Here is a 21,354-nt window from a genome sequence, read left to right as displayed (position 1 = left end):
AGACGGCCCATCATGGATCGACCTCGTCGCGATTCGCGTCATCACAACGGAATCACGCTTGCCGGCTCGTCTCAACTGACTTTTGCAACAAAATCGGCCACAAGCGGACTTCGCTGATGCTTTGCTCAATCACTTCGTCTGCGATGCCCAGCGTGGGCGGTATCGTTACCCCCAGCGCCTTCGCGGTCTTGCGGAAATCAGCGCGCGAATTTGTAGTAAGCGAACGCCGCCGAAGTGACCGTAAGCAATGCCGAAGCAATCCAGATCGGCCCCAGCACGAAGATGGCTATCGCGCCCTGCCCACAGGCACCGCATGCAACCCAAAACACTATTGGAAAAAAACATAGCAGGATGACTACGGCAAATCCTGTACTGAGCCAAACTCCTCTCGACCCCCATCGCGCACCCAAAAACCATGGAATGGCGGGAAAGCCGAAGGACAGAATAACCAGGAGGGTCATCAGATCGTCGAACATGAATGGCTCTTGGTCGTTGACACGAGGCAGATGGTTCAAACTCATGCGAGAACCGCGCGAGCCTTTGTCATCGCTGCTATCCTGACTCCGGGCGCATAAGTCGAATAACAGCAATTGACATTGCCGCTTGACGACCGCCTTGGGTCAAACGGCGAAATGGCCGGAGTGCGCGCCTGAGTCCGCTTCACATCTTCAAGCGAACGTCGCATCCGAGAGGACACGCCTGAAGCTACGTCCTCACTTCGACGGCAGCGCCGCGCCGTCCGCATTGTCCCGCACATGAATGACGGCGATGTCATCCGTATAGATCCGCTTCCAGCCCTTGATCTGATCGAGGATTTGCGGGCCCGGCGCATCGGCGACCAATAGCGTCGCGTCGATCTTGTACTGGTCGAGCAGGCGCGGCAGCAGCTCGGGCTTCTTGCCTTCCGTCGCCTTGAAGAAGTCCATGACGAATTTTTCGCCATAGAGCTCGGCGCGGCCGTCGACGTAAACAGGGACGTCGCGCGAGATCAGATAGCCGCCGAACTGATAGGCGTTGAAGATGCGCTTCACCCCGAGTTTTTCGAGCAGGTCGACCGCCGCAACCGGCGTCTGCGTCATCGTGAACGTGAAGCGATGGTGTCCCATGTAGAGCGAGGTCGAGGTCCAGCTCGCGGCCACGATCATGAGCGCGCCGAGCGCGGTGACATAGCGGGCCGGCCAGCGGTCGGCGCCGGCTGTGTCCGCCGGCGGGCGCGGGAACATCTCGCCGAGCGGCTTTGCCAGCACCAGCGGCACCAGGAAGGCGAAGGCCTCGATATTCCTGACATGGGTCAGCGCGCTCCAGGTCAGGAACAGGATCAGGAAGATCCGCGGCGCCGACAGCACGAGGCCGCGATAATAGCCGAGCGCGATCAGGCCGAGCAGTGCGCCTTCGAACCCGGTGAAGGTGACAAAGTTCGCCGGCATCCATTCGAAGATCAGTGACAGCAATTCGCCGAGGCTGAGGATGTTGGTCGCGCCCATCAGCGTCCGCCAGCCGTAAGGCGTGCAGCAGGCAGCGATCAGCGCGCCGACGCCGAACAGCACCCAGCGGATGAACAGCTTCAGCCGCTGTCCCTTCTCGGCATGCTCGACCGCTTCGAGCGAGATCGGACCGATCAGTGCGAGGCCCAGCACGAAGCCGCCATGCAGATTCGCCCAGAGCGCCATCAGCGGCAGCCAATACCAGGACGGCGCGCTTCTGCGGTCGGCCGCCGCCATCAGCAGGCCGACCCACGTCACCATGACGGGCAGCGCCAGGATATGCGGACGGGCCAACACGTGATGGATCGACAGCAGCAGCGCCAGCATCGCGAACAGCACCGCGCGCGGCGCCTCGATCTGTGCGTCGAGCAGATAGACGAAGACCGCAGCGGTGAGCGCCATCCCGGTCGCGGTGAGGATGACCGGACCTGCCCAGCCCCATTGCGCGTAGGAGCAGGCGAACAGCACCTGCGACAGCCACGACGTCGAGATCCAGGATTCCCCCGGGCGCGTGAAAGAATAGAAGTCGGTGTAGGGCAGGGCGCCGTGATCGAGGATCCATTGCCCGATCTTGATCTGCCAGAACGAGTCGGAGTCCTGAAGCAGCGTGTCGCCGACGAAGAGGAAGAACAGATAGGTGCCGGCACCGACGCAGAGCGGCAGCAGTGCTCGCGCGCGGCTCTGCATCGCAATGCTGTTGGCAAAGGAAAGGGACATGCCGCCTCGTCGTCCTGTTTGTTCTTGTCGGCCGGAGCATGATCCGGAAAAGTGTGTAGCGGTTTTCCGAGAAGATCATGCTCAAACAATAACCTGAAGCGCGATGAACGATTCATCTCGTCGTGCTTCAGGCCGAGCGGGCGGCATTGGACCATGCGCGGTCATAACTTCGGGTAAATCGCGCCTCCGCGGCATTGCCGCGGATAGCTACGATTTAACGGATTGTTTTCAATTCTCCTTTACCATCGTCGAATACGTGCAATCCGCTTCGTGTTTCCGCAGTCGAATTAACTGCGGCGCAATTCTTTGCCTCTAGGTTCGGTTCCATGGTCGGGCGGCGCTGGGAAGCCGAGAAGACCAGACCATTTGTAAGCCACGTGTACTCTTTGGGAGCAGTCTATGAAGAACCTCGTTTCGCGTTTCGTGAAGGACGAATCCGGCGCCACCGCCATTGAATACGGCCTGATCGCTGCCGGCATCGCGCTGGCGATCATCACCGTCGTCAACAACCTCGGCAGCTCGCTGAACACCAAGTTCGGCTCGATCTCGTCCAGCCTCAAGTAAGACCGGACGATCTGAGAGTTTCGAGAGCCCCGTCCCGGACGGGGCTCTTTTCTTTTGGGCGGTGGAGTGAGCCGGAGGCTGCTCGGCCTGCATGGTTGGCCCGGCGATGCAGAGCATCGTCCGGAGATGCCCGCTTTGGCGGGCTCCTCACCATGAGGGTCTGATATCTTGCCGCGAAACGCGACCTCATCCTTGAGGGCCCGCCGGAGGCGGGCGTCTCGAAGGATGGCCCGCAGGCAAGCTTCCCGGCACGTTCTTCTTCAAAGCCCGCCAGCTGGTGTCGCCAGGCTTGGCGCTCCCGTCCGTCCGGCGTGACGTTCTACGCATTTGCATCTTGTCATTCACTTTGAATAGTTGTTCAGTCCTTGCGGGACGATTTGCATCTATTGCAGGGACGACGCGTTCGGCCGCGCGGGGCGTGCGGCTGGCGTGTGGGACAGGAAGCGCGCCATGGTTTATCGGCGAACGCATCAAGTGGTGAAGCGCCTTGCGGCCAGGCGCAGTGCGATCCTTGCTGCGGCGCGGGAAGCTGCGGCGGAAGGCGGGATGGCGGCGGTGCAGATCGCGCCGGTTGCGGTCCGGGCCAGTGTCGCGGCCGGAACGGTCTACCGCTACTTCCCGTCCAAGTCCGAGCTGATCTCCGAATTGATTGCCGAGGTGTCGCGCGACGAGCTCGCGGCGATCCGCCGGGCGGCTGATGCCGCGCCCGGCCCATCCTCGGCGCTGGCGGCGGCCGTCACCACCGTGGCGGTCCATACGCTGTCGCAGCGCAGGCTGGCCTGGGGCATCCTGGCCGAGCCGGTCGACGTCGATGTCAGCGCGTCCCGCCTGGCCAGTCGCCGCGAGATCGCCGGCGAGATCGCCGCGCGGATCGACGCCGCCGTGCGTGCCGGCCATTTGCCGGCGCAGGATACCGCGCTGGCGGCCACCGCGCTGTTGGGGGCGCTGCATGAGGCCCTGGTCGGGCCGCTCGCGCCCGACAATCTCGACGATCCCGCCAGGATGCGCGATGCGGTGCAGACCGTGACGCTGCTGGCCCTGCGCGCCGTCGGCGTGATGGACGCCCGCGCCCGCGGTCTGGTGGTGCAGCAGACGCTGCTGCCGACCGCGAAAGCGCTGGTCGGGGCCTGAAGAGCAGGTCGCGGCCGGGGCCGAGACCTGATTCCGCTCAGGTCATTGCCCGAGCGCGCCTTTCCGCAAAACCCGAGCACCTTCGCCGGCAACGCCGGCTACTGTGCATGGGGTTGTTTTCGTCTTTTTTGTTTGCCGGGCTCCGGCCGGCTAGATATCCGCGCCGCCCTCGGGGCCGACCGAGGCGATGCGCACCATGTTGGTGGTGCCGGGAATGCCGAGCGGCACGCCGGCGACGATGATCACGCGCTGGCCGGCGCGGACAAAACCGTCGCGGAAGGCGATCTGGCCGGCGCGGCTCACCATGTCGTCCTGGTCGCGCGCGTCTTCCGCCACCACGCAATGCACGCCCCAGACCACCGCCAGCCGGCGTCCGGCCGCGATGTTGGGCGTGATCGCCACGATCGGCGGCTTCGGCCGCTCGCGCGCGACGCGCACCGCGGTCGAGCCCGAGCTGGTCCAGCAGATCAGGGCCGGCAGGTCGAGCGTCTCGGCGATCTGGCGGGCGGCGTCCGCGATGGCGTCGCCGGCGGTGGATTCCGGCGCGGGGCGCTGTGCGGTGAGCACGGAACGATAAATCGGGTCGCGCTCGACCTCTTCGCCGATGCGGTTCATGGTCGAGACCGCCTCGACCGGGAATTTGCCGGCCGCCGATTCCGCCGACAGCATGATGGCGTCGGCGCCTTCATAGACGGCGGTGGCGACGTCCGAGACCTCGGCGCGGGTCGGCACCGGCGACTGGATCATCGATTCCAGCATCTGGGTCGCGATCACCACCGGCTTGCCGGCGCGGCGCGCCATGCGCGTCATCTGCTTCTGCAGGCTCGGCACGCGTTCCAGCGGCAGCTCGACGCCGAGGTCGCCGCGCGCCACCATCAGCGCGTCGGAGGCCTCGATGATGTCGGCGAGGCGGTCGATCGCCTGCGGCTTCTCGATCTTGGCCATGACCGCGGCGCGGCCGCGGATCATCTTCTTGGCCTCGATCACGTCGTCGGCGCGCTGCACGAAGGACAACGCGATCCAGTCGACGCCGGTCACCAGCGCGGCCTCGAGGTCGGCGCGGTCCTTCGGCGTCATCGCCGAGACCGGCAAATCGGTGTCGGGCAGGCTGACGCCCTTCCGGTCGGACATCCGGCCGCCGACCACGACACGCGTCACCGCGTGCTCCTTCGAGGTCTCCTCCGCGATCAGGCGCACCTTGCCGTCGTCGAGCAGCAGCGAATGGCCGGGCCTGAGTGCTGCCAGGATCTCCGGATGCGGGAGATTGACGCGCGTGGCATCGCCCGGCGTCTTGTCGGAATCGAGCGTGAAGATCTGGCCGTTCTGGAGCTGGACCGCGCCTTCGGCGAAGGCGCCGAGCCTAAGCTTCGGGCCCTGGAGATCGACCAGGATGCCGATCGGCCGGCCATAACTGCTCTCGACGTTGCGGATCGTCGCGACCAGCTCCCGCATCTTGTCATGCGGGGTGTGGCTCATGTTGATGCGGAACAGATCGGCGCCGGCCTCGAACAGGCGGCGGATCATCGCGAGGTCCGAAGAGGCAGGTCCCAGGGTCGCGAGAATCTTGATACGGCGAAGACGCCTCATGGCTTATTTCCAGACGGTGGCGAGGGGGCTGGCGGAAGGCCAGGCGCGGCGGGGGGCGTACCACCGGGCGGACTATTGGGCAAACCCGGAACGCCACCACCCGGGCCGACAGGGCCCGGCAGGCCGGGCACGCGCTGCTGCTGTGACGGCTGCTCGTTGGCGTCGGTGAGCTGAACCGTCCAGGCCCGCTGCTCGCCGGTATCGACCTCGAAATAGCCGGTCCGGTCGTAGCCGCGCGCGAGGCAATCCTCGGTGCCGCGGATGGTGAATTCCTTGTCGCGCGAGCACATGAAGGCCTGGCCCGACCATTCGCCGCCGCGGTCGTAGTCGATCGCGTAGATGTAATAGTAGCGGGCGACCAGCGTTCCCCGCAGCAGGGTCTCGCAGGAGCGGGACGAGATGTTCCACCAGCCCTCGGTGGTCCAGCCCTCGGCGTCCTTGTAGCCGAGCGCAATGCCGACCCGGCTCGAGGTGTTGTTGCAAAGCCGGAAGTCGGCGGAGGCCGGGCTGGCCCAGAGGCACAGCAGGCCAACCACCAGCACCGGGACCAACCGGGCTAGCAGGCGAAGGGGGACGCGGGGAGATTCGGCGATCATTGTCGCGGAACGTATACCAGATGATTGACGATTTGGCGTAGGGCCGGGGAACCGGCCTTCGGGTTGGCTCTGGCGCCGTTTGCGCCGTGATATGGCAAAATCTGTGACAAGGGCCCACCTGATCCCGTAAGGGTGACCCCCATCGGGGGCAGAACCAATTCAGGCCGAAGGGATCCAGCCATGGCAATCGACGACAAAACCAGAACGGAGCTCGAAGCGGCCGCTTTCCGGCGCCTGGTCGATCATCTGAAGACGCGGACCGACGTCCAGAACATCGATCTGATGAATCTGGCCGGCTTCTGCCGCAACTGCCTGTCGAACTGGCTCAAGGACGCCGCCGACGCGCAGGGCGTGAGCTTAAGCAAGGACGAGAGCCGTGAGGCCGTCTACGGCATGCCCTACGAGACCTGGAAGTCGAAATACCAGGGCACGGCCACGCCCGAGCAGGTCGAGGCGATGAAGAAGGTTCACCCCGGGCACTGAACGGCCTCGCCGGCAGTCCGGCGGTGAGTCGCACCACACAACTTCTTTCTTGGCCTCGCCGCAGGAAGGTGTGGGCGCGCTGTGGACGAGCGCGATGCTTGCTTGAACGCAGTCGGCGCCAACCCTAAGGGTTCTGGCAGCACGCGCGGTGAGGATGCCGGCGTCACCTCGTTTTGCCAGTTCCATTTGGAGTACCAAGATGGCCACCACCGCCGCCGTCCGCGACGACGAGCCCGCGACGAAATTTGCCAAGGACCAGCTCAAATCCATCATCGAGCGCATCGAGCGGCTGGAGGAAGAGAAGAAGGCGATCTCCGACGACATCCGCGACGTCTATGCCGAGAGCAAGGGCAATGGCTACGACGTCAAGGCACTGCGCACCATCGTGCGCATGCGCAAGCAGGACCCGAACGAGCGCGCCGAGGCCGAGACCATCCTCGAGACCTATATGCAGGCGCTGGGGATGCTCTGAGGCGATGCGCCTCTAGCACTGCTGCCGTAGCCCGGATGGAGCGCAGCGAAATCCGGGTTCTCGCAGTATGGAAGTAGTCCCCGGATTACGCTTTCGCTCCATCCGGGCTACAAGCGTGGCGTGTTGCACTTCGTTTGTGAACGGAGACCGTCGTGACTGCGCCGCCGCTGCCGCGCGAGGTGAACCGTGCCTTCGGCGCTCTTCCGGCGCCGATCGGCAAGCGGCTGCTCCAGGTGCGTGCGCTGATCTTCGCGACCGCTGCGGCGCATAAAGCCGTTGGCGAGCTCACCGAGACCCTGAAATGGGGCGAGCCGGCTTACCTGACCGATGAGACCGGCAGCGGCAGCACGATCCGGCTCGGCCGCCTCAAGGACTCCGAGCACGCCGCCATTTTGTTCAACTGCAAGACGACGCTGGTCGATACGTTCCGCGAGCGCTTTCCCGATGAGTTCGAATATCGGCAGACCAGGGCTTTGCTGTTGCCCCTATCCGGCGCGCTGCCGAAGCAGGAGCTCACCGTCTGCCTCTCGCTGGCGTTGACATATCATCTGGATCGGCGGGTCAGGAAAGCGAGATAGAAGCTGCAGGCTTCGACACTGTAGTCTTGGAAGTGGCGAGGACGCCATTGCGCCGGTCCGGCACGCAGCCTCGATCCGCAGGATTGTCGGTCTCGGTCTCAATTGCCGCGTCCGCGTTTGGCGTCTCGTCGGGCCTGCGCCCGCTTGTTGGCCTGCGAGACTCTTCCGATTTTTTCCGGTGGGAGTTTCTTGATCCGGCGACGGCTTTGGATGGACCGCATGCCGTCATGCGAAGTTGGGGTCGTCTGCGGGCGAGAAAACTGACGCGCCCGACGGAGTGCTAACGCCCGTCGCGCCGCTTCCCCGAGCTCCCGTCGTGCTTCAAACTTTCGGATGCGCCTCAGCTCGTTCTTGACGCGCTTGATGGCGGCAGCGAAAACCGATTGGCGCCGGTTTGCATGCTCTGCCGTGCCGGAGAAACTCTTGCCGCGCGGGTCGGCTGTTCCCTTTGTTTCGCGGCGTCGATGCCGCGACAATGTACGCTCCCTGTCGCGCAGATCCCGAAGTCGGGCGCGAAGGCTCTCAAGTCCATCGCGCTCCATCTCTCCGACCACGGGATGGTGCGTACTCAATATGACTTCGCGCTCGTCGTGATTCAGAAGGCTGAGCTCAGACTTGCATGGAACTGACATCGCATGCTCCTACTTCGCTGTGGCGACTTCCCTTGAGATGCGGCGCCGCTGCGGAAACGCGGAACACCAAGGCAAACGCAATCGCGTCCTCGGACTTTGTCATCGCGTCCGTTCTGGGCGCATTGCCACAATGCGCGTTTGGAATGCGTAGCGATACCGAGTGGATTACCCGTTGGAAGTGGGGGAATCTCCCTTAGTGCGGATGCGCACCAGGCCGGGACGACACTTGAGCGTGTGGCGCTGTCGTGCCCCAGGATTGCGCTGCGCTTCATCCCGGCTTGCGGGACTACCGAACGGCGTGAGGGGAAAGATCTCAGCGCAGCGCCGCGGTGCGCATGACGAACGACGTCGTCTCGAGCTTCGCGGTCGCGCTGCCCGTAAAACTGTCGCAGGACAGGCCCTGCATCGGATCGTCGGCAAAGCCCATCGCGATCACGGCCTGCGGTTTGACGAAATAGCCGCGCAGGGCAACGGTATCCAGCTCGCCCATCAGCGTCACCGACATCGCGCGGCTGGCGCTCGGCGACAGCATCACGATCTTGAGCCAGATGCTCTCGCCCCTGGCGGCGGAGAGGCGGGTCGCGGTTGCGATCCTGCCGTCGATGCTCTTGCCGACCACCGTGTTGATCTCGGTCGCGGGCGCAAGGCCGCGCGTCGCGGCAACGGGGCGGCCTGTGCGCGGGAGCGGCGCGGAGGCGGCGACGACGTTGGCGCGGTCGACCGGGGAGGCGGACGCCGGCGCATAGGCCAGCGCCTGATAGGCCGCGCTGGAGACGCTCGCGGTCGCTTGCGGCTCGGTGGCGGCGGCGAGCGCCTGGCGGGCCTTCAGCGCAGCCACTTGAGCTGGCGTCGCCTGCTGCGGGGTCGCAGGGGTATCCCAGAAGCCGCGTGCATTGATGATGTCGGCCGGGGTCTCGGGCTTGCCCTCAACAGATTTGCCGGCTGTCGGCTTGTCAGCCACGGGCGCGGGCTTCGGCTTGGGCGGTGCAACGAGCTGTGCATCGGCCGAAGCGAGCTGGATCGCGGCGGCGATCTGCGGCTTGGCGCGCGGTGTCGGTACCGGATCGGCCGGCTTGACCGCGGCGGCAACCACGGTCGGCGCAACAGGCTTCGCGGCGGGGGCGGGCGCGCCCTCGTCATCCTCGTCGTTGCTCGTGGCGGCCGGAGCCGACTTGCTCTTGAACAGGGCGGCAAAGAAATTCGGCTTGCTGCCGGAATCGTCGCCAGCGCCGCGGCGCTCGATGTCGGCCTTGGCCAGCTCATAGCCCTTCAGCGGCGTGCCGTCGGTCGGAACGTGGACCGTGCGGCCATCCGGGAACACGCGGGCGAGCTGGTCATGCGTCATGCGCGGCCAGTGCCGGATGCTGCCGGTATCCAGATGGACGAAGGGCGAGCCGGAGGTCGGATAGAAGCCGACGCCGCCGCGCTGCAGGCGCAGGCCGGCGAAGCGGATCTGCTCCAGCGGCACGCCCGGAATGTGGAAGTCCATCGCATGCCCGAGCATGTGCTGACTGAAGCGCGCCACGCCCGAGGAGCGGCGGCGGAGCATCGCGTTGGTGGCGGGGGAACGGTAGGAGGAGATGATCTGGATCGGCTGCTTGCCGTCGACGTCGCGGTAGACTTCCCAGAGGATGTCGAACAGGCGACGGTCCATGACCGTCTCGTCTTGGGTCCGCCAGTCGCGCAGGAAGTGGTTGAGCTGCTTTAGCGCGGCCTCGTCGAAGCGGCCATCGCGCTTGAAGGTGACGGTGAGGTCTTCGCCGGAATGGGTGTGGTGGAACGAGAGCGTCTTGGTCTCGTTCAGCGCGGCGGCGTCATGGACCGAGCCCGCGGCAGCAAGCAGCAGTGCGGAAGCGAGGCCAATCCGGGATCCGGCCTTCACTCCCGCATGGGACAACGACAGCACTGCGAATTTGCGTGCGAAACCTGTCAGCACGAATGAGCCCACCCAGTCGACGAGCGTTCAAAATGGACTCTCCCGGCAACCCCGTTAGCGCGCGAAAGAGGATGAACGCTTTCTTAAAGCGAGAAGGTTAATTCGAGGTTGACCTTCTCGACCCCAAACCAAGTCAGAGTACGAACCTAAGCGGTTCAGTGTGGCAAAAAAACGCCCGCTGCCGGAGTTCGGGTGGAGAATGGTTAACGTTAAGCGACCCCATCCAGGGGGATGAGGTCACTGATCTTACTAGAGAATTTCCGACAAAGACCGATCGGGGAGGCCTCAGCGGGTAAACACCCGCTGCTGCTGCGGCCGGCGGCCGACCGGAGCCGGCGGCGGGGTCGGCGCCCCGAACAGCCGCTCGAAGAAGTTCGGACCCGACGAGCCGAAGCCGCCGCCACCGTTGTTGGCGACCGCAACGCCCGAGGGCAGCGTCGTCGCCGGGCGCGAATAGCTCGGCTGGGAGTGTGCGACGACGTTCTCGAGATCCTTGCCGCGGCTGTTCTTCAGGATGTTGATCATGGTCGCGTCACGGCCATAGACGTCCTTGCGGATTTGCAGCTTGCCGCCATCGTCCACGAACGCGGTCTGATAGGTGATGTTGACCGGAATCGGCGTCGGGAATTTCAGGTCGATCTCGCTCTTGCCGTACATGCTGCGCACGCGCTCCGGCGTGTACTTCTCGTTCGGCATGGCGATGTTGAGCAGAACGGAGGCGTACTGATCCGGGTTCTGCACGCGCATGCAGCCATGGCTGAAGGCGCGATCGTCCCTGGCGAACAGGTTCTTGTCCGGCGTGTCGTGCTGATAGACTAGGAACTTGTTCGGGAAGTTGAAGCGGATGCGGCCGAGCGCGTTGGCTTCGCCGGGCGGCTGCGAGATGTGCACGGAGCCGTCGCGGTTCTGCTCGAGCTTGAGGCCCATGCGCTGGAGCACGGTCGGGTCCTGCTGAAGCGCCGGCAGATATTCGTTGTAGACGATCGACGGCGGCACGTTCCAGGTCGGATTGACCGTGATGTACTTCATCGTCTCGGTGAGCAGCGGGGTCGCATGCGTGCCCGGCTTGCCGGTGACGACGCGGGTGGTCCAGACCTGCTGGCCGCGCTGCATCACCTTCAGCGTGTAGTCGGGAATGTTGAGGATGACATAGGCATCGCCCAGCGAGGGAACGCCGAGGTCGCGCGGCAGCCAGCGCCAGCGCTCCATGTTCACCAGCACCGTGTCGATCTGCTTGTCGCGCTTCGGGGTGTTGATCGCCTTGACGGTCTTGTCGTCGAGGATGCCGGTCGCTTTCATCTCGACGCCGCTCTGGAATTTGCGCACGGCTTCGGCGACGGTGGCGTCATAGCGGGTGTCGCTGGCGTTCTCGGCGAGGCCGAGCTTGGCGCGGAGCTGCGGCACGCGCGGATCTTCGACGACGATCTCAGCCTGCTTCTTGCCGGCCGGAGTGTATTTCAGCGCCGGACCGTCGGCGATCTCGATCACCGGGCCGCTGCCCTGGCCGCGCAGCTCGGCGAGCTTGGCCTTCAGCTCCTTGTAGAGCTTCTGCGGCGGGTTGTAGCTGTCGAGCGCTGCGGAGGCATCGGCTGCGGTCGTGACCTTGGCGAGCACGTCGCTCGGATCGACCGGATGCTCGGGATAGAGGATGTCGCCGCTGACCTGCGACCAGTGCATGCGGCCGCTCTGGGCCTGGCGCGCATAGTCGAACATGCTGGCGGTGAGCTTCAGCTCGGCATCGGCGAGCGCATCGGGCGTCGTGGCGGCGGCGAAATCCGGCACCGGGTAGTCGGCGGGATTGAGGCCATCGGAGGCCGCATCCTTCAGCCGCGCGATCACGCCCTTGGCCGCGGCGGTCAGGCTGCCGGCCTGGGTCCAGACCGGCGCGAAGTCGCGTGCACCGTAAAACTTCTCGATCGCGGCGCGCTCGTTCTTGCGGTCGAAATGGCGCGAGGTCTTGGCGCCGATGATGTCCTTGAGCTTGTCGGCGACCGGCTGGTCGGCAGCGGGAACGTTGCTCGCGGCCTTCACGGGCTCGGCGGCCGGAGCCGCAGCGGGGGCCGCAGGCGCGGCCGGCGTTGCCGTCGCGGTGTCGGCCTTTGCCGGTTCGGATTTGGCGGGCTCGGTCTTGGCGGGCTCGATCTTGGCGGTTTCGCTCTTCGGCGCCTCAGGTGCAGGCGTGGTGGCGACGTCGGAAGGCTTGGTCTCGACCTTTTCGGGGGCCGGTGCGGCTTCGGCCTTCACCGGTTCCTTGGTCGGCTCCTTTGCGGAATCCTGAACCGTCGCGGTGGTGTCGAGCTTGATGTCGGATGCGGTCGGGGGCGGGACGTTGGCGGGCTCGGGGCGCGGGATCGCGGCTTCGATCGCGAGTTCGGCGGCGCTGCTGCGCGCCTGATCCTGCGCCAGGGCCGAGCTGGCCGATACCGTGAGGAAGGTCGCCGCGACCGTCATCAAGACGCGGTCAAAGCCCGCACGGTGGTTCAAACAGTCACGCATTGTGTCGCACCCCTCGGGTGAACTGTCCCTCGTGGAACAGCTTCATTATCGCCTAATGAGCTTCGGGCTAAACTGCGCCGGCCGCTCGAAAGTTGCACGCCTGCACGCAACGATTCATACGCGGACGAACGAATCCTACGCAGACGATATACAGGCCCCGTTTGGGCGGCCAGCGCTACCCGGGACAACTCACGACAAACTGACTTCAAGAAAGCCCGTTTGCAACGGATTGTGCGGCTTTGGCAGACGCTTTTCCATGTGTCTGTCACTTCCAAGTCACGGTTCACGTCGCAGCCGGATTTTGCCGTAATGCGAAGGGCTTGCGGCGTCATCGCAACGCCAGGCGAACCTCCGTTCGCATGAGGCTCAGGGCGTCTCCTCACCGCTTTTGCCGCCATGTCCGGGAACCCCGGCTTCGTCGAGCTTGCGGTAGAGCGTGGACCGGCCGATTTTGAGGCGGCGGGCGACCTCGGACATCTGTCCCCGATAATGCGAGATCGCGAAACGGATGATCTCGTTCTCCATGTCGTCCAGCGGGCGGACGTCGCCGGTGGGGGTCAGCATGGAAAGGGTGCCCGCCAGCGGCAGCGGCGCGATCGGTATTTCACCACCCGACACCACCGAGGGCGCCGCGATCGGCTCGAGCATCAGCGGCGCGGTCGGGATGTCGGTCTCGAGATGCGGCTGCGGGGTGAGCAGGGGGAAGTCGGCAAGGTCAAGCTGGTCGCCCTCGCTCATCACCACCGCGCGGTAGACCGCGTTTTCGAGCTGGCGGATGTTGCCGGGCCAGTCGAGCTGGGCGAGGTGCGCCACGGCCTCGCCGCTGATGCCGGTGATGAGGCGGTTCTCCTCGGCGGCAAAGCGCGCCAGGAAATGCCGGAGCAGATGCGGGATGTCCTCACGCCGCGCCCGCAGCGAGGGGATCGTCAGCGGCAGCACGTGGAGCCGATAGAACAGGTCCTCGCGGAAATGGCCCTGCTTCACCCGCTCCAGCAGCCTGCGGTTGGTCGCGGAGATGATCCGGACGTCGACCTTCAACGGCTTGCGCCCGCCGACTGCTTCGACCGCGCCTTCCTGAAGTGCGCGCAGCAGCTTGACCTGCGCGGTGAGCGGCAGCTCGCTGACCTCGTCCAGGAACAGCGTGCCGCCATGAGCCTCGACGAACTTGCCGGTGTGTCGTTCGGTGGCGCCGGTGAAGGCGCCCTTCTCGTGGCCGAACAGGATCGACTCAACCAGATTGTCGGGGATCGCGCCGCAATTGACCGCGACGAACGGCTTGGTCTTGCGCTCGCCGCTGCCATGGATGGCGCGTGCGAACATCTCCTTGCCGACGCCGGACTCGCCTTCGATCAGCACGGGGATCGACGAGCCCGCGGCCTTCTGCGCGGCGCGCATCACGGCCGCCATCGCCTCGGCGCGGGTGATGATGTCGGAGAAAGTCAGCCGGCCCTCGCGGCTGTGACGGATACGCTGCAACTCGCCCTTGAGCGCGGAGGCATTGAGTGCGTTGCGCAGAGAGACCTGGAGCCGTTCCAAGCCAACCGGCTTGACGACGAAATCGGCCGCGCCCGCGCGCATCGCCGAGATCACGTTGTCGATGCCGCCATGGGCGGTCTGCACGATGACGGGGACGCCGAGGCCGGCCTCGCGGATTTTCGCCAGCACGCCCATGCCGTCGAGGCCGGGCATCACGAGATCGAGGATGACGGCGTCGATCGCCGGTGCATCGGGGGCGGTGAGGGCGGCGATCGCGGCGTCGCCGGAGTCCACGACGACCGTCTCATAGCCGCATTTCTGCACCATGTTCTCGACCAGCCGGCGGGCTACTGCGTCGTCGTCGGCGATCAAAATACAGGCAGCCATGGTGTTCCCCGCACGCTACTACTATCTGTCTCGAATCGGGTCACTCTGGCCGAAGCCGATTAACGCACTCTTAAACCTTGATGCCCCCGCCCGCCGTCGCGCTTGTTGAACACAGGTTTCCCACACAATGAATTCGGCCCCCAAATCTGCTCTCAAGAAGTCTGCCTCCAGCAAGCCCGCTCTCCGCAAGCCAAGCACCAGGAAATCCGCCGCCAAGGCAAAGTCCTCCAAATCTTTGCCCGCAAAGCCTGCGGGCAAGACCGGCAGGCTTCCGGAGTGGAACCTCGCCGACCTCTATTCCGGGATCGATGCGCCGGAAGTGGCGCGCGATCTCGAAAGGATGGACGCCGATTGCGTCGCGTTCGAGACCGACTACAAGGGCAAGCTCGCCACAGGGACAGCAAACGAAGATGGCGGAAAATGGCTCGCCGAGGCGGTGCGACGCTATGAGGCGATCGACGATCTCGCCGGGCGTCTCGGCTCCTATGCCGGTCTCGTCCATGCCGGCGACAGCGTTGATCCCAAGATTTCAAAGTTTTACGGCGATGTCTCGGAGCGGCTGACGGCGGCGTCCACGCATCTCCTGTTCTTCGCGCTCGAGCTCAACCGCGTCGATGACGATATTTTGAACCGCGCGATGCAGGCCGCGGAGCTCGCGCATTACCGTCCCTGGATCGAGGATCTGCGCAAGGAGAAGCCGTACCAGCTCGACGACAAGCTCGAGCAGCTCTTCCTCGAGAAGTCACAGACCGGCTATTCCGCCTTCAACCGGCTGTTCGACCAGACCATCTCCGGCCTGCGCTTCAAGGTCGGCGCCAAAGAGCTCGCGATCGAGCCGACGCTCAATTTCCTGCAGGACCGTGACGGCACAAAGCGCAAGGCTGCGGCCGAAGCGTTGGCAAAGACCTTCAAGGCCAATGAGCGCACCTTTGCGCTGATCACCAACACGCTCGCCAAGGACAAGGACATCTCCGACAATTGGCGCGGGTTCAAGGACGTCGCGGATTCTCGGCATCTGAGCAATCGCGTCGAGCGCGAGGTGGTGGACGCGCTGGTCGCCTCGGTGCGCGCGGCCTATCCAAAGCTGTCGCATCGCTATTATGCGTTGAAGGCGAAGTGGTTCGGCAAGAAGCGGCTGGCTTATTGGGACCGCAACGCGCCGCTGCCGTTCGCTGCGACCGACGTCATCGGCTGGCCCGATGCGCGCAACATGGTGCTGACGGCCTATCGCGGCTTCTCGCCAAAAATGGCCGATATCGCCGAGCGCTTCTTCACCGATCGCTGGATCGACGCGCCGGTTCGCCCCGGCAAGGCGCCGGGCGCGTTCTCGCATCCGACCACGCCGTCGGCGCATCCTTACGTGCTGATGAACTACCAGGGCAAGCCGCGCGACGTGATGACGCTCGCGCATGAACTCGGCCATGGCGTGCACCAGGTGCTGGCCGCGAAGAACGGCGCGCTGATGGCGCCGACGCCGCTGACGCTGGCCGAGACCGCGAGCGTGTTCGGCGAGATGCTGACCTTCCGCCGGCTGCTGGCGCAGACCAAGAGCGCCAGGCAGCGCCAGGCGCTGCTGGCCGGCAAGGTCGAGGACATGATCAACACCGTGGTGCGGCAGATCGCGTTCTATTCGTTCGAGCGCGCGGTCCACACCGAGCGCAAGAACGGCGAGCTCACCGCGACGCGGCTTGGCGAGATCTGGCTGTCGGTGCAGGGCGAGAGCCTCGGGCCGGCGATCGAGATCAAGGCGGGCTATGAGAACTACTGGATGTACATCCCGCACTTCATCCACTCGCCGTTCTACGTCTACGCCTATGCCTTCGGCGATTGTCTCGTGAACTCGCTCTACGCCGTCTACGAGAATGCGGCCGGGGGCTTTGCCGAGCGCTACCTCGACATGCTCGCCGCCGGCGGCACCAAGCATTATTCCGAGCTGCTGCGGCCGTTCGGGCTCGATGCCAAGGATCCCAAATTCTGGGACGGCGGTCTCTCGGTCATCGCCGGGATGATCGACGAGCTCGAGGCGATGGGCTGAGGTAAAGCGCGAGTTCCTTCCCGGCGCACGGAATGCGGGTGTCGCAAGTTTTTGTGGCCCCCAGTTCCATCCATGCGCGCGGGCGACCTTCGCGGCGGAGGCCGGCAATTCGCTACTTGCGATTGAACGTTCGCGCGGCCCGCAAGACTAACTCAACAGATACTCGGAAATGATTTTCTACTATTGATTGTGGATTGATCGGTTTCTCCCTGGGGAGGCACCCATGCTCCATCAAGGGCCCGCCACGCCGGTTCCGATGGCGAGAAATGCTGCCGCCGTCGATCAGGAAACGCCCTGGTGCGAGAAGCACCATCAGATCGTTTGCGATGAGATCGAGGCGATCAACACCCGCCGCGAGCCGGAACGGCGCCTCGACGCCGACGGCCTGCAACCCTGCCAGTTGCTCGACGTCGTCGGACTTGCGTTGTCCGGCGGTGGCATTCGCTCGTCGGCCGTTTGCCTCGGCGTGCTCCAGGCACTGAACCACCACAACCTGATCGGCCGGATCGACTATCTCTCCACGGTGTCGGGCGGCGGCTATATCGGCACCTCGCTCAGCGCCACCATGACGACCGCACGGCGCTTTGTGTTCGGCGAGAGACCCGCCGGCGGAACCGTCACGTCCGCCGAGATCAGCGATACGCCGTCGGTCGGACACCTGCGCAACTATTCCAACTATCTGATCCCCGCCGGTGCCCGCGATCTCCTGACCGGAGTTGCGATCGTCGTGCGGGGACTGGTCGCCAATATCGGGTTGACGTTGCCCATCGTGCTGCTGCTTGCCGCCATCACCATCTGGTCAACGCCGCTGCGGAGCTGCCTGACGGATGCGAACATCTTCGGCATCAGTCTCAACAACAGGTCGTTGTGCGAGCTGCATGATTTCAGCGACATCGATCGTTACGGTTTCAGCACATTCGGCCTGGTCGTCGCGCTGGTGATGTTCGCTTGCAGCGGGCTCGCCTATTTCACCTCCCGCTCGGTCCGCGGCAGCGGTCCCAGTGTCGTGTTCGCCTATATTGGCGGGATCGCGCTGTTGCTGGGCGTCGCGTGCGACTTCGCGAGGTTTCTCAAGGTCCAGCATTTTGCGCTGAGCCTGTCGATCGCAATCATCGGCGGCGTCCTGTTCTTCGGATGGGCGCTCAAGCAGTCGCTCGCGAGCCCCGGCAAGCGGCAGGAGTTCCGTTCGCACTGGCCGAGCATGGGCGCGACCTTCCTGGTGCTGCTGGCGGTGATCGCCTTCTTCGAGTTTCAACCCTTCATGCTGGAGCAGATGTTCGATGTCGCCGAGAGCAGCGCAATCGGTGGACCGGCTGCTGCGGTTGCGATCACCTGGATCAAGTCGCTCGCGGCAGTGGCTGCGCCAATCGGTGTCTTCGTCACCGCGTTCAGGCAGCAATTCGTGGAATTGCTGAAGGGCAACAGCGCATCCTCGCAATGGGGTTCGCTTGTGCTCGCGGTCGTGGCCAAGGTCGCGCTATGGATCGCGGGCCTTGCGCTTCCGCTCGTCATCTGGGTCGCATACCTCTATCTATCCTATTGGGGCATCGCCAACGATCTGTTCGAGAGGTGCCCGTCCGTTATGGGCGCAACCTCCCAGCGAGAGTGCCTGGTCAATGCCAAATCGAACGCGCCGTCCGGAAGCCTCGCAGGCAGGATTCAGTTCGATGTCAGCAAGGGGACCTTGTCGGCGGAAATCACGCCGAAAGCCGCACCGCAGGTCGTGGCAGATGCCGAGCAGTTGACGCCGATCTGGCACACGCCCGCCTGGCTCCTGTTCCTGGCTCAGAAAGCGGGGCAGGTGGTTCAGGTTCGTTTTCCCAGCCTGTTCCAGGGCAATGCTTCGGAGCTCGCCTACTCCTACAGCCTGCACATGGTGATCCTCTACACGTTCGCCGGCGCCCTGCTGTTCGCCATCTCGTTCTGCCTGACGCCGAATGCGAACTCGTTGCACCGGCTCTATCGCGATCGCCTGAGCAAGGCCTTCCTGTTCGATCCGACGCGTTCGGCCGACGGGCGCGTCGCGCCCGCCGAAGCCAGTCTCGACCAGGGGCGCGATTTCAAGGCGCTCGATCGCATGAAGCTGACGGATCTCTACGCCGCTCCGGCCGCGACGGCCCGGATTCCAGGGCAGCCGGCTGCGCCGAAGCTGCACGCGCCCTATCAGCTCATCAATACGGCGCTGAATATTCAGGGCTCCGACTTTGCCAACCGGCGCGGGCGCAACGCGGACTTCTTCGTGTTCTCCGCCCTGAACGTCGGCAGCGAGGCGACGGGCTATGCGCCCACCGATCTGGTGCAGGACGACGAGCAAAGTCTCGATCTCGCCACCGCAATGGCGATTTCCGGAGCCGCGGCCTCCTCGAACATGGGTTCGAGCTCGATCAAGGCGCTGACGCCCACGCTTGCGCTCCTCAACGTCCGGCTCGGCTATTGGCTGAAGAACCCGCGTTACGTCGATGAGCGTGTCCGGCCGCAGCGCCGCTCCACGCCGATCTATTTCTGGTCGGAGATCTCGGGGCGCCTGTACGAGAACAGCGACAGCGTCTATCTGACGGACGGCGGTCATATCGAGAATCTCGGCGTCTACGAGCTGTTGCGCCGCCGCTGCAAGGTGATCATCGCGGTCGATGCGGAAGCCGATGCGCCGATGAATTTCGGTTCCCTGATGACGTTGCAGCGTTACGCCCGCATCGATCTCGGCGTCCGCATCGACCTGCCATGGACGCCGATTCGCGAGCGCACGCGTGCGCTGATGGCGCGCAATGCCGACAAGGCGGGTGATCCCGGCGCGGCCGACGAGCGCGACGACATTGCGCGAGACCACGTCCACGTCGCGATCGGCACCATCGACTACGGAGGCGACGAGCAGGGTTATCTCGTTTACGTCAAATCGTCGCTCAATGGCGACGAGAACGACTACATCCGGGACTACGCGCGGCGAAACGACCGCTTCCCGCACGAGACCACGGGTGACCAGTTCTTCTCGGAGGAGCAGTTCGAGGTCTACCGCGCGCTGGGCTTCCACATGGCGCACGGTTTCCTGTCCGGTGACAATCCGGTCGCGGTCGGGTCCGGCGTCGATCCGCATATGGCCCGATTCACTGAAGCGGGCGAGCCGGCGATCGACGCGGTCCGCGAGGCGCTCGGTCTTCCGGTACCTCGGCGGCAAACTGCGAGCGTCACCGCCACGATGATCGATCAGGGCTGAGCAGCGCGACAGCCGGATTCCCGGCAATCGGAATTCCAAATCACCTGATTTGCCCGAAAACCGGCCATCGGTGCCGTTGCCCTGCCCGAAGGTTTGCGGTATCCCAGCCCAAGAATTCGACTTTCGACTGGGGACAATACATGGCTGACCATAGCGAAGTGGCGTACACCACCGCCGACGGCAACGACTACGTTGCCCACGAGCAGACCTATGAGGGCTTCATCAAGCTGGTGAAGTACGGCACGGCCTCGGTCGCGCTCATCGTAATCCTGATGGCGATCTTCCTGACCTGACCTATCGGCAGCTGCACACGCCAGCAGCAGCTGCCGCCTACAAAATTTGCATCCAAGCCGGTCCCAAAACCGGTATCGAACGCTGCGGGAGTAACGCTTAAGTTTGCGCGCGCGCTGTCCCGCGTCGCCGGAGGGCCTATGAAGATCGCCGTTGCCAAGGAAATCGATCCGTCGGAGCCGCGTGTTGCCGCTTCGCCTGATACGGTGAAGAAGTTCAAGGCGTTGGGCGCCGAGATCGCCGTCGAGCCGGGCGCCGGCCTCAAATCGGGGCTGCCGGATTCCGAATTCACCGCCGTGGGCGCCACCGTCAGCGCCGATGCGCTGAAGGACGCCGACATCATCATCAAGGTGAAGCGTCCCGAAGCCTCCGAGCTCGCGCAGTACAAGCGCGGTGCGCTCGTCATCGCCATCATGGACCCCTACGGCAACGAGGCCGCGCTGAAGACGATCGCCGATTCCGGCGTCTCCGCCTTCGCGATGGAACTGATGCCGCGCATCACCCGTGCGCAGGTGATGGACGTGCTGTCGTCGCAGGCGAACCTTGCCGGCTACCGCGCCGTGATCGAGGGGGCCGAGGCCTTCGGCCGTGCCTTCCCGATGATGATGACCGCCGCCGGCACCGTGCCCGCCGCAAAGGTGTTCGTGATGGGCGTCGGCGTTGCCGGCCTGCAGGCGATCGCGACCGCGCGCCGTCTCGGCGCGATCGTCACCGCGACCGACGTGCGGCCCGCAACGAAAGAGCAGGTGGAATCGCTCGGTGCGAAGTTCCTCGCCGTCGAGGACGAGGAGTTCAAGAACGCGCAGACCGCCGGCGGCTACGCCAAGGAAATGTCCAAGGAATACCAGGCCAAGCAGGCCGCGCTCACCGCCGAGCACATCAAGAAGCAGGACATCGTCATCACCACTGCGCTCATTCCGGGCCGGCCGGCGCCGAAGCTCATCAGTGCTGAAATGGTCAAGTCGATGAAGCCGGGGTCGGTGCTGGTCGATCTCGCCGTCGAGCGCGGCGGCAATGTCGAGGGCGCAAGGCCGGGCGAGGTCGCCGACGTCGATGGCATCAAGATCGTCGGCTACACCAACGTCGCCGGTCGTGTCGCAGCCTCGGCCTCCAGCCTCTACGCGCGCAATTTGTTCAATTTCATCGAGACCATGATCGACAAGGGCAGCAAAGCCCTTGCCGTGAATTGGGACGACGAACTCGTGAAGGCGACTGCGCTGACCAAGGACGGCGTCGTGATCCACCCGAACTTCCAGCCGAAGGTTTAAGGAGAGCCGC

General features: G+C 64.6%; 16 protein-coding genes. 9 read left to right on the top strand and 7 right to left on the bottom strand.

From position 1 onward, the window contains the following. Positions 1-197 precede the first annotated feature (197 nt). Both CT676_RS35360 and CT676_RS35355 read right to left on the bottom strand, forming a co-directional pair. Complete coding sequence (locus CT676_RS35360; protein WP_135216425.1) at positions 198-476, bottom strand: hypothetical protein; 279 nt, start codon at positions 474-476, stop codon at positions 198-200. A gap of 237 nt (positions 477-713) precedes the next feature. Continuing rightward, a complete protein-coding gene (locus CT676_RS35355) occupies positions 714-2,201 on the bottom strand; it encodes a hypothetical protein (protein WP_135216424.1) in 1,488 nt (495 codons plus the stop codon). A 399-nt stretch (positions 2,202-2,600) separates the two neighbouring features. On the opposite strand from CT676_RS35355, the gene CT676_RS35350 reads away from it, so the two are divergent. Then, positions 2,601-2,765, top strand: a complete 165-nt coding sequence (locus CT676_RS35350) for a Flp family type IVb pilin (protein ID WP_014492421.1) — start codon at positions 2,601-2,603, stop codon at positions 2,763-2,765. A gap of 450 nt (positions 2,766-3,215) precedes the next feature. Next, the gene (locus tag CT676_RS35345) at positions 3,216-3,896 is read left to right on the top strand and encodes a TetR/AcrR family transcriptional regulator (protein WP_071909750.1); all 681 of its coding nucleotides are present in this window, start codon (positions 3,216-3,218) and stop codon (positions 3,894-3,896) included. Between the two features lie 150 nt (positions 3,897-4,046). Here CT676_RS35345 and pyk read toward each other — a convergent pair whose 3' ends face one another. Together pyk and CT676_RS35335 are read right to left on the bottom strand one after the other, a co-directional pair. Continuing rightward, positions 4,047-5,483, bottom strand: a complete 1,437-nt coding sequence (pyk, locus tag CT676_RS35340; protein WP_063981106.1) for a pyruvate kinase — start codon at positions 5,481-5,483, stop codon at positions 4,047-4,049. Then, positions 5,480-6,079 carry a DUF1036 domain-containing protein gene (locus tag CT676_RS35335; protein ID WP_085400831.1) on the bottom strand — a complete coding sequence of 200 codons (600 nt, stop codon included), beginning with the start codon at positions 6,077-6,079 and terminating at the stop codon, positions 5,480-5,482. Before CT676_RS35335 ends, pyk begins: the two co-directional genes overlap by 4 nt. 180 nt (positions 6,080-6,259) lie before the next feature. On the opposite strand from CT676_RS35335, the gene CT676_RS35330 reads away from it, so the two are divergent. The 3 genes from CT676_RS35330 to CT676_RS35320 all read left to right on the top strand — a co-directional run bounded on the left by CT676_RS35330 (position 6,260) and on the right by CT676_RS35320 (position 7,612). Continuing rightward, positions 6,260-6,562, top strand: a complete 303-nt coding sequence (locus CT676_RS35330) for a DUF1244 domain-containing protein (RefSeq protein WP_028154102.1) — start codon at positions 6,260-6,262, stop codon at positions 6,560-6,562. A gap of 199 nt (positions 6,563-6,761) precedes the next feature. Then, positions 6,762-7,034, top strand: coding sequence for a DUF2312 domain-containing protein (locus CT676_RS35325; RefSeq protein ID WP_094976882.1), 273 nt, complete (start codon positions 6,762-6,764; stop codon positions 7,032-7,034). A gap of 152 nt (positions 7,035-7,186) precedes the next feature. Continuing rightward, on the top strand, positions 7,187-7,612 hold the full coding sequence (locus tag CT676_RS35320; RefSeq protein ID WP_135216423.1) for a DUF1801 domain-containing protein: 426 nt from the start codon (positions 7,187-7,189) through the stop codon (positions 7,610-7,612). A 945-nt stretch (positions 7,613-8,557) separates the two neighbouring features. Here the strand turns inward: CT676_RS35320 and CT676_RS35310 are convergent. The 3 genes from CT676_RS35310 to CT676_RS35300 all read right to left on the bottom strand — a co-directional run bounded on the left by CT676_RS35310 (position 8,558) and on the right by CT676_RS35300 (position 14,539). Next, positions 8,558-10,180 (bottom strand): DUF882 domain-containing protein, encoded by a 1,623-nt coding sequence (locus tag CT676_RS35310; RefSeq protein ID WP_244623365.1) that lies wholly within the window; start codon positions 10,178-10,180, stop codon positions 8,558-8,560. A gap of 285 nt (positions 10,181-10,465) precedes the next feature. Continuing rightward, the gene (locus CT676_RS35305; RefSeq protein WP_135216421.1) at positions 10,466-12,676 is read right to left on the bottom strand and encodes a L,D-transpeptidase family protein; all 2,211 of its coding nucleotides are present in this window, start codon (positions 12,674-12,676) and stop codon (positions 10,466-10,468) included. 366 nt (positions 12,677-13,042) lie between these two features. Beyond that, positions 13,043-14,539 carry a sigma-54 dependent transcriptional regulator gene (locus CT676_RS35300; protein ID WP_135216420.1) on the bottom strand — a complete coding sequence of 499 codons (1,497 nt, stop codon included), beginning with the start codon at positions 14,537-14,539 and terminating at the stop codon, positions 13,043-13,045. 127 nt (positions 14,540-14,666) lie between these two features. On the opposite strand from CT676_RS35300, the gene CT676_RS35295 reads away from it, so the two are divergent. The 4 genes from CT676_RS35295 to CT676_RS35280 all read left to right on the top strand — a co-directional run bounded on the left by CT676_RS35295 (position 14,667) and on the right by CT676_RS35280 (position 21,344). Then, positions 14,667-16,574 (top strand): M3 family oligoendopeptidase, encoded by a 1,908-nt coding sequence (locus CT676_RS35295; protein ID WP_135216419.1) that lies wholly within the window; start codon positions 14,667-14,669, stop codon positions 16,572-16,574. Positions 16,575-16,797: 223 nt separating this feature from the next. Next, a complete protein-coding gene (locus tag CT676_RS35290) occupies positions 16,798-19,785 on the top strand; it encodes a cell division protein (RefSeq protein WP_063981114.1) in 2,988 nt (995 codons plus the stop codon). A gap of 140 nt (positions 19,786-19,925) precedes the next feature. Then, positions 19,926-20,078, top strand: coding sequence for an aa3-type cytochrome c oxidase subunit IV (locus CT676_RS35285; RefSeq protein ID WP_008136857.1), 153 nt, complete (start codon positions 19,926-19,928; stop codon positions 20,076-20,078). A gap of 138 nt (positions 20,079-20,216) precedes the next feature. After that, positions 20,217-21,344 carry a Re/Si-specific NAD(P)(+) transhydrogenase subunit alpha gene (locus CT676_RS35280; protein ID WP_135216418.1) on the top strand — a complete coding sequence of 376 codons (1,128 nt, stop codon included), beginning with the start codon at positions 20,217-20,219 and terminating at the stop codon, positions 21,342-21,344. The last annotated feature ends 10 nt before the right edge of the window (positions 21,345-21,354 follow it).

This window comes from Bradyrhizobium sp. MOS001, from assembly GCF_004634465.1.
GTDB lineage: Bacteria > Pseudomonadota > Alphaproteobacteria > Rhizobiales > Xanthobacteraceae > Bradyrhizobium > Bradyrhizobium barranii.
This window is presented reverse-complemented; position numbering and strand designations above follow the sequence as displayed.

Excerpts from the sequence above, each read along its gene's own strand:
- CT676_RS35360 (WP_135216425.1), bottom strand. The coding sequence starts at position 476 with ATGTTCGACGATCTGATGACCCTCCTGGTTATTCTGTCCTTCGGCTTT.
- CT676_RS35355 (WP_135216424.1), bottom strand. The coding sequence starts at position 2,201 with ATGTCCCTTTCCTTTGCCAACAGCATTGCGATGCAGAGCCGCGCGCGA.
- CT676_RS35350 (WP_014492421.1), top strand. The coding sequence starts at position 2,601 with ATGAAGAACCTCGTTTCGCGTTTCGTGAAGGACGAATCCGGCGCCACC.
- CT676_RS35345 (WP_071909750.1), top strand. The coding sequence starts at position 3,216 with ATGGTTTATCGGCGAACGCATCAAGTGGTGAAGCGCCTTGCGGCCAGG.
- pyk (WP_063981106.1), bottom strand. The coding sequence starts at position 5,483 with ATGAGGCGTCTTCGCCGTATCAAGATTCTCGCGACCCTGGGACCTGCC.
- CT676_RS35335 (WP_085400831.1), bottom strand. The coding sequence starts at position 6,079 with ATGATCGCCGAATCTCCCCGCGTCCCCCTTCGCCTGCTAGCCCGGTTG.
- CT676_RS35330 (WP_028154102.1), top strand. The coding sequence starts at position 6,260 with ATGGCAATCGACGACAAAACCAGAACGGAGCTCGAAGCGGCCGCTTTC.
- CT676_RS35325 (WP_094976882.1), top strand. The coding sequence starts at position 6,762 with ATGGCCACCACCGCCGCCGTCCGCGACGACGAGCCCGCGACGAAATTT.
- CT676_RS35305 (WP_135216421.1), bottom strand. The coding sequence starts at position 12,676 with ATGCGTGACTGTTTGAACCACCGTGCGGGCTTTGACCGCGTCTTGATG.
- CT676_RS35300 (WP_135216420.1), bottom strand. The coding sequence starts at position 14,539 with ATGGCTGCCTGTATTTTGATCGCCGACGACGACGCAGTAGCCCGCCGG.
- CT676_RS35295 (WP_135216419.1), top strand. The coding sequence starts at position 14,667 with ATGAATTCGGCCCCCAAATCTGCTCTCAAGAAGTCTGCCTCCAGCAAG.
- CT676_RS35290 (WP_063981114.1), top strand. The coding sequence starts at position 16,798 with ATGCTCCATCAAGGGCCCGCCACGCCGGTTCCGATGGCGAGAAATGCT.
- CT676_RS35285 (WP_008136857.1), top strand. The coding sequence starts at position 19,926 with ATGGCTGACCATAGCGAAGTGGCGTACACCACCGCCGACGGCAACGAC.
- CT676_RS35280 (WP_135216418.1), top strand. The coding sequence starts at position 20,217 with ATGAAGATCGCCGTTGCCAAGGAAATCGATCCGTCGGAGCCGCGTGTT.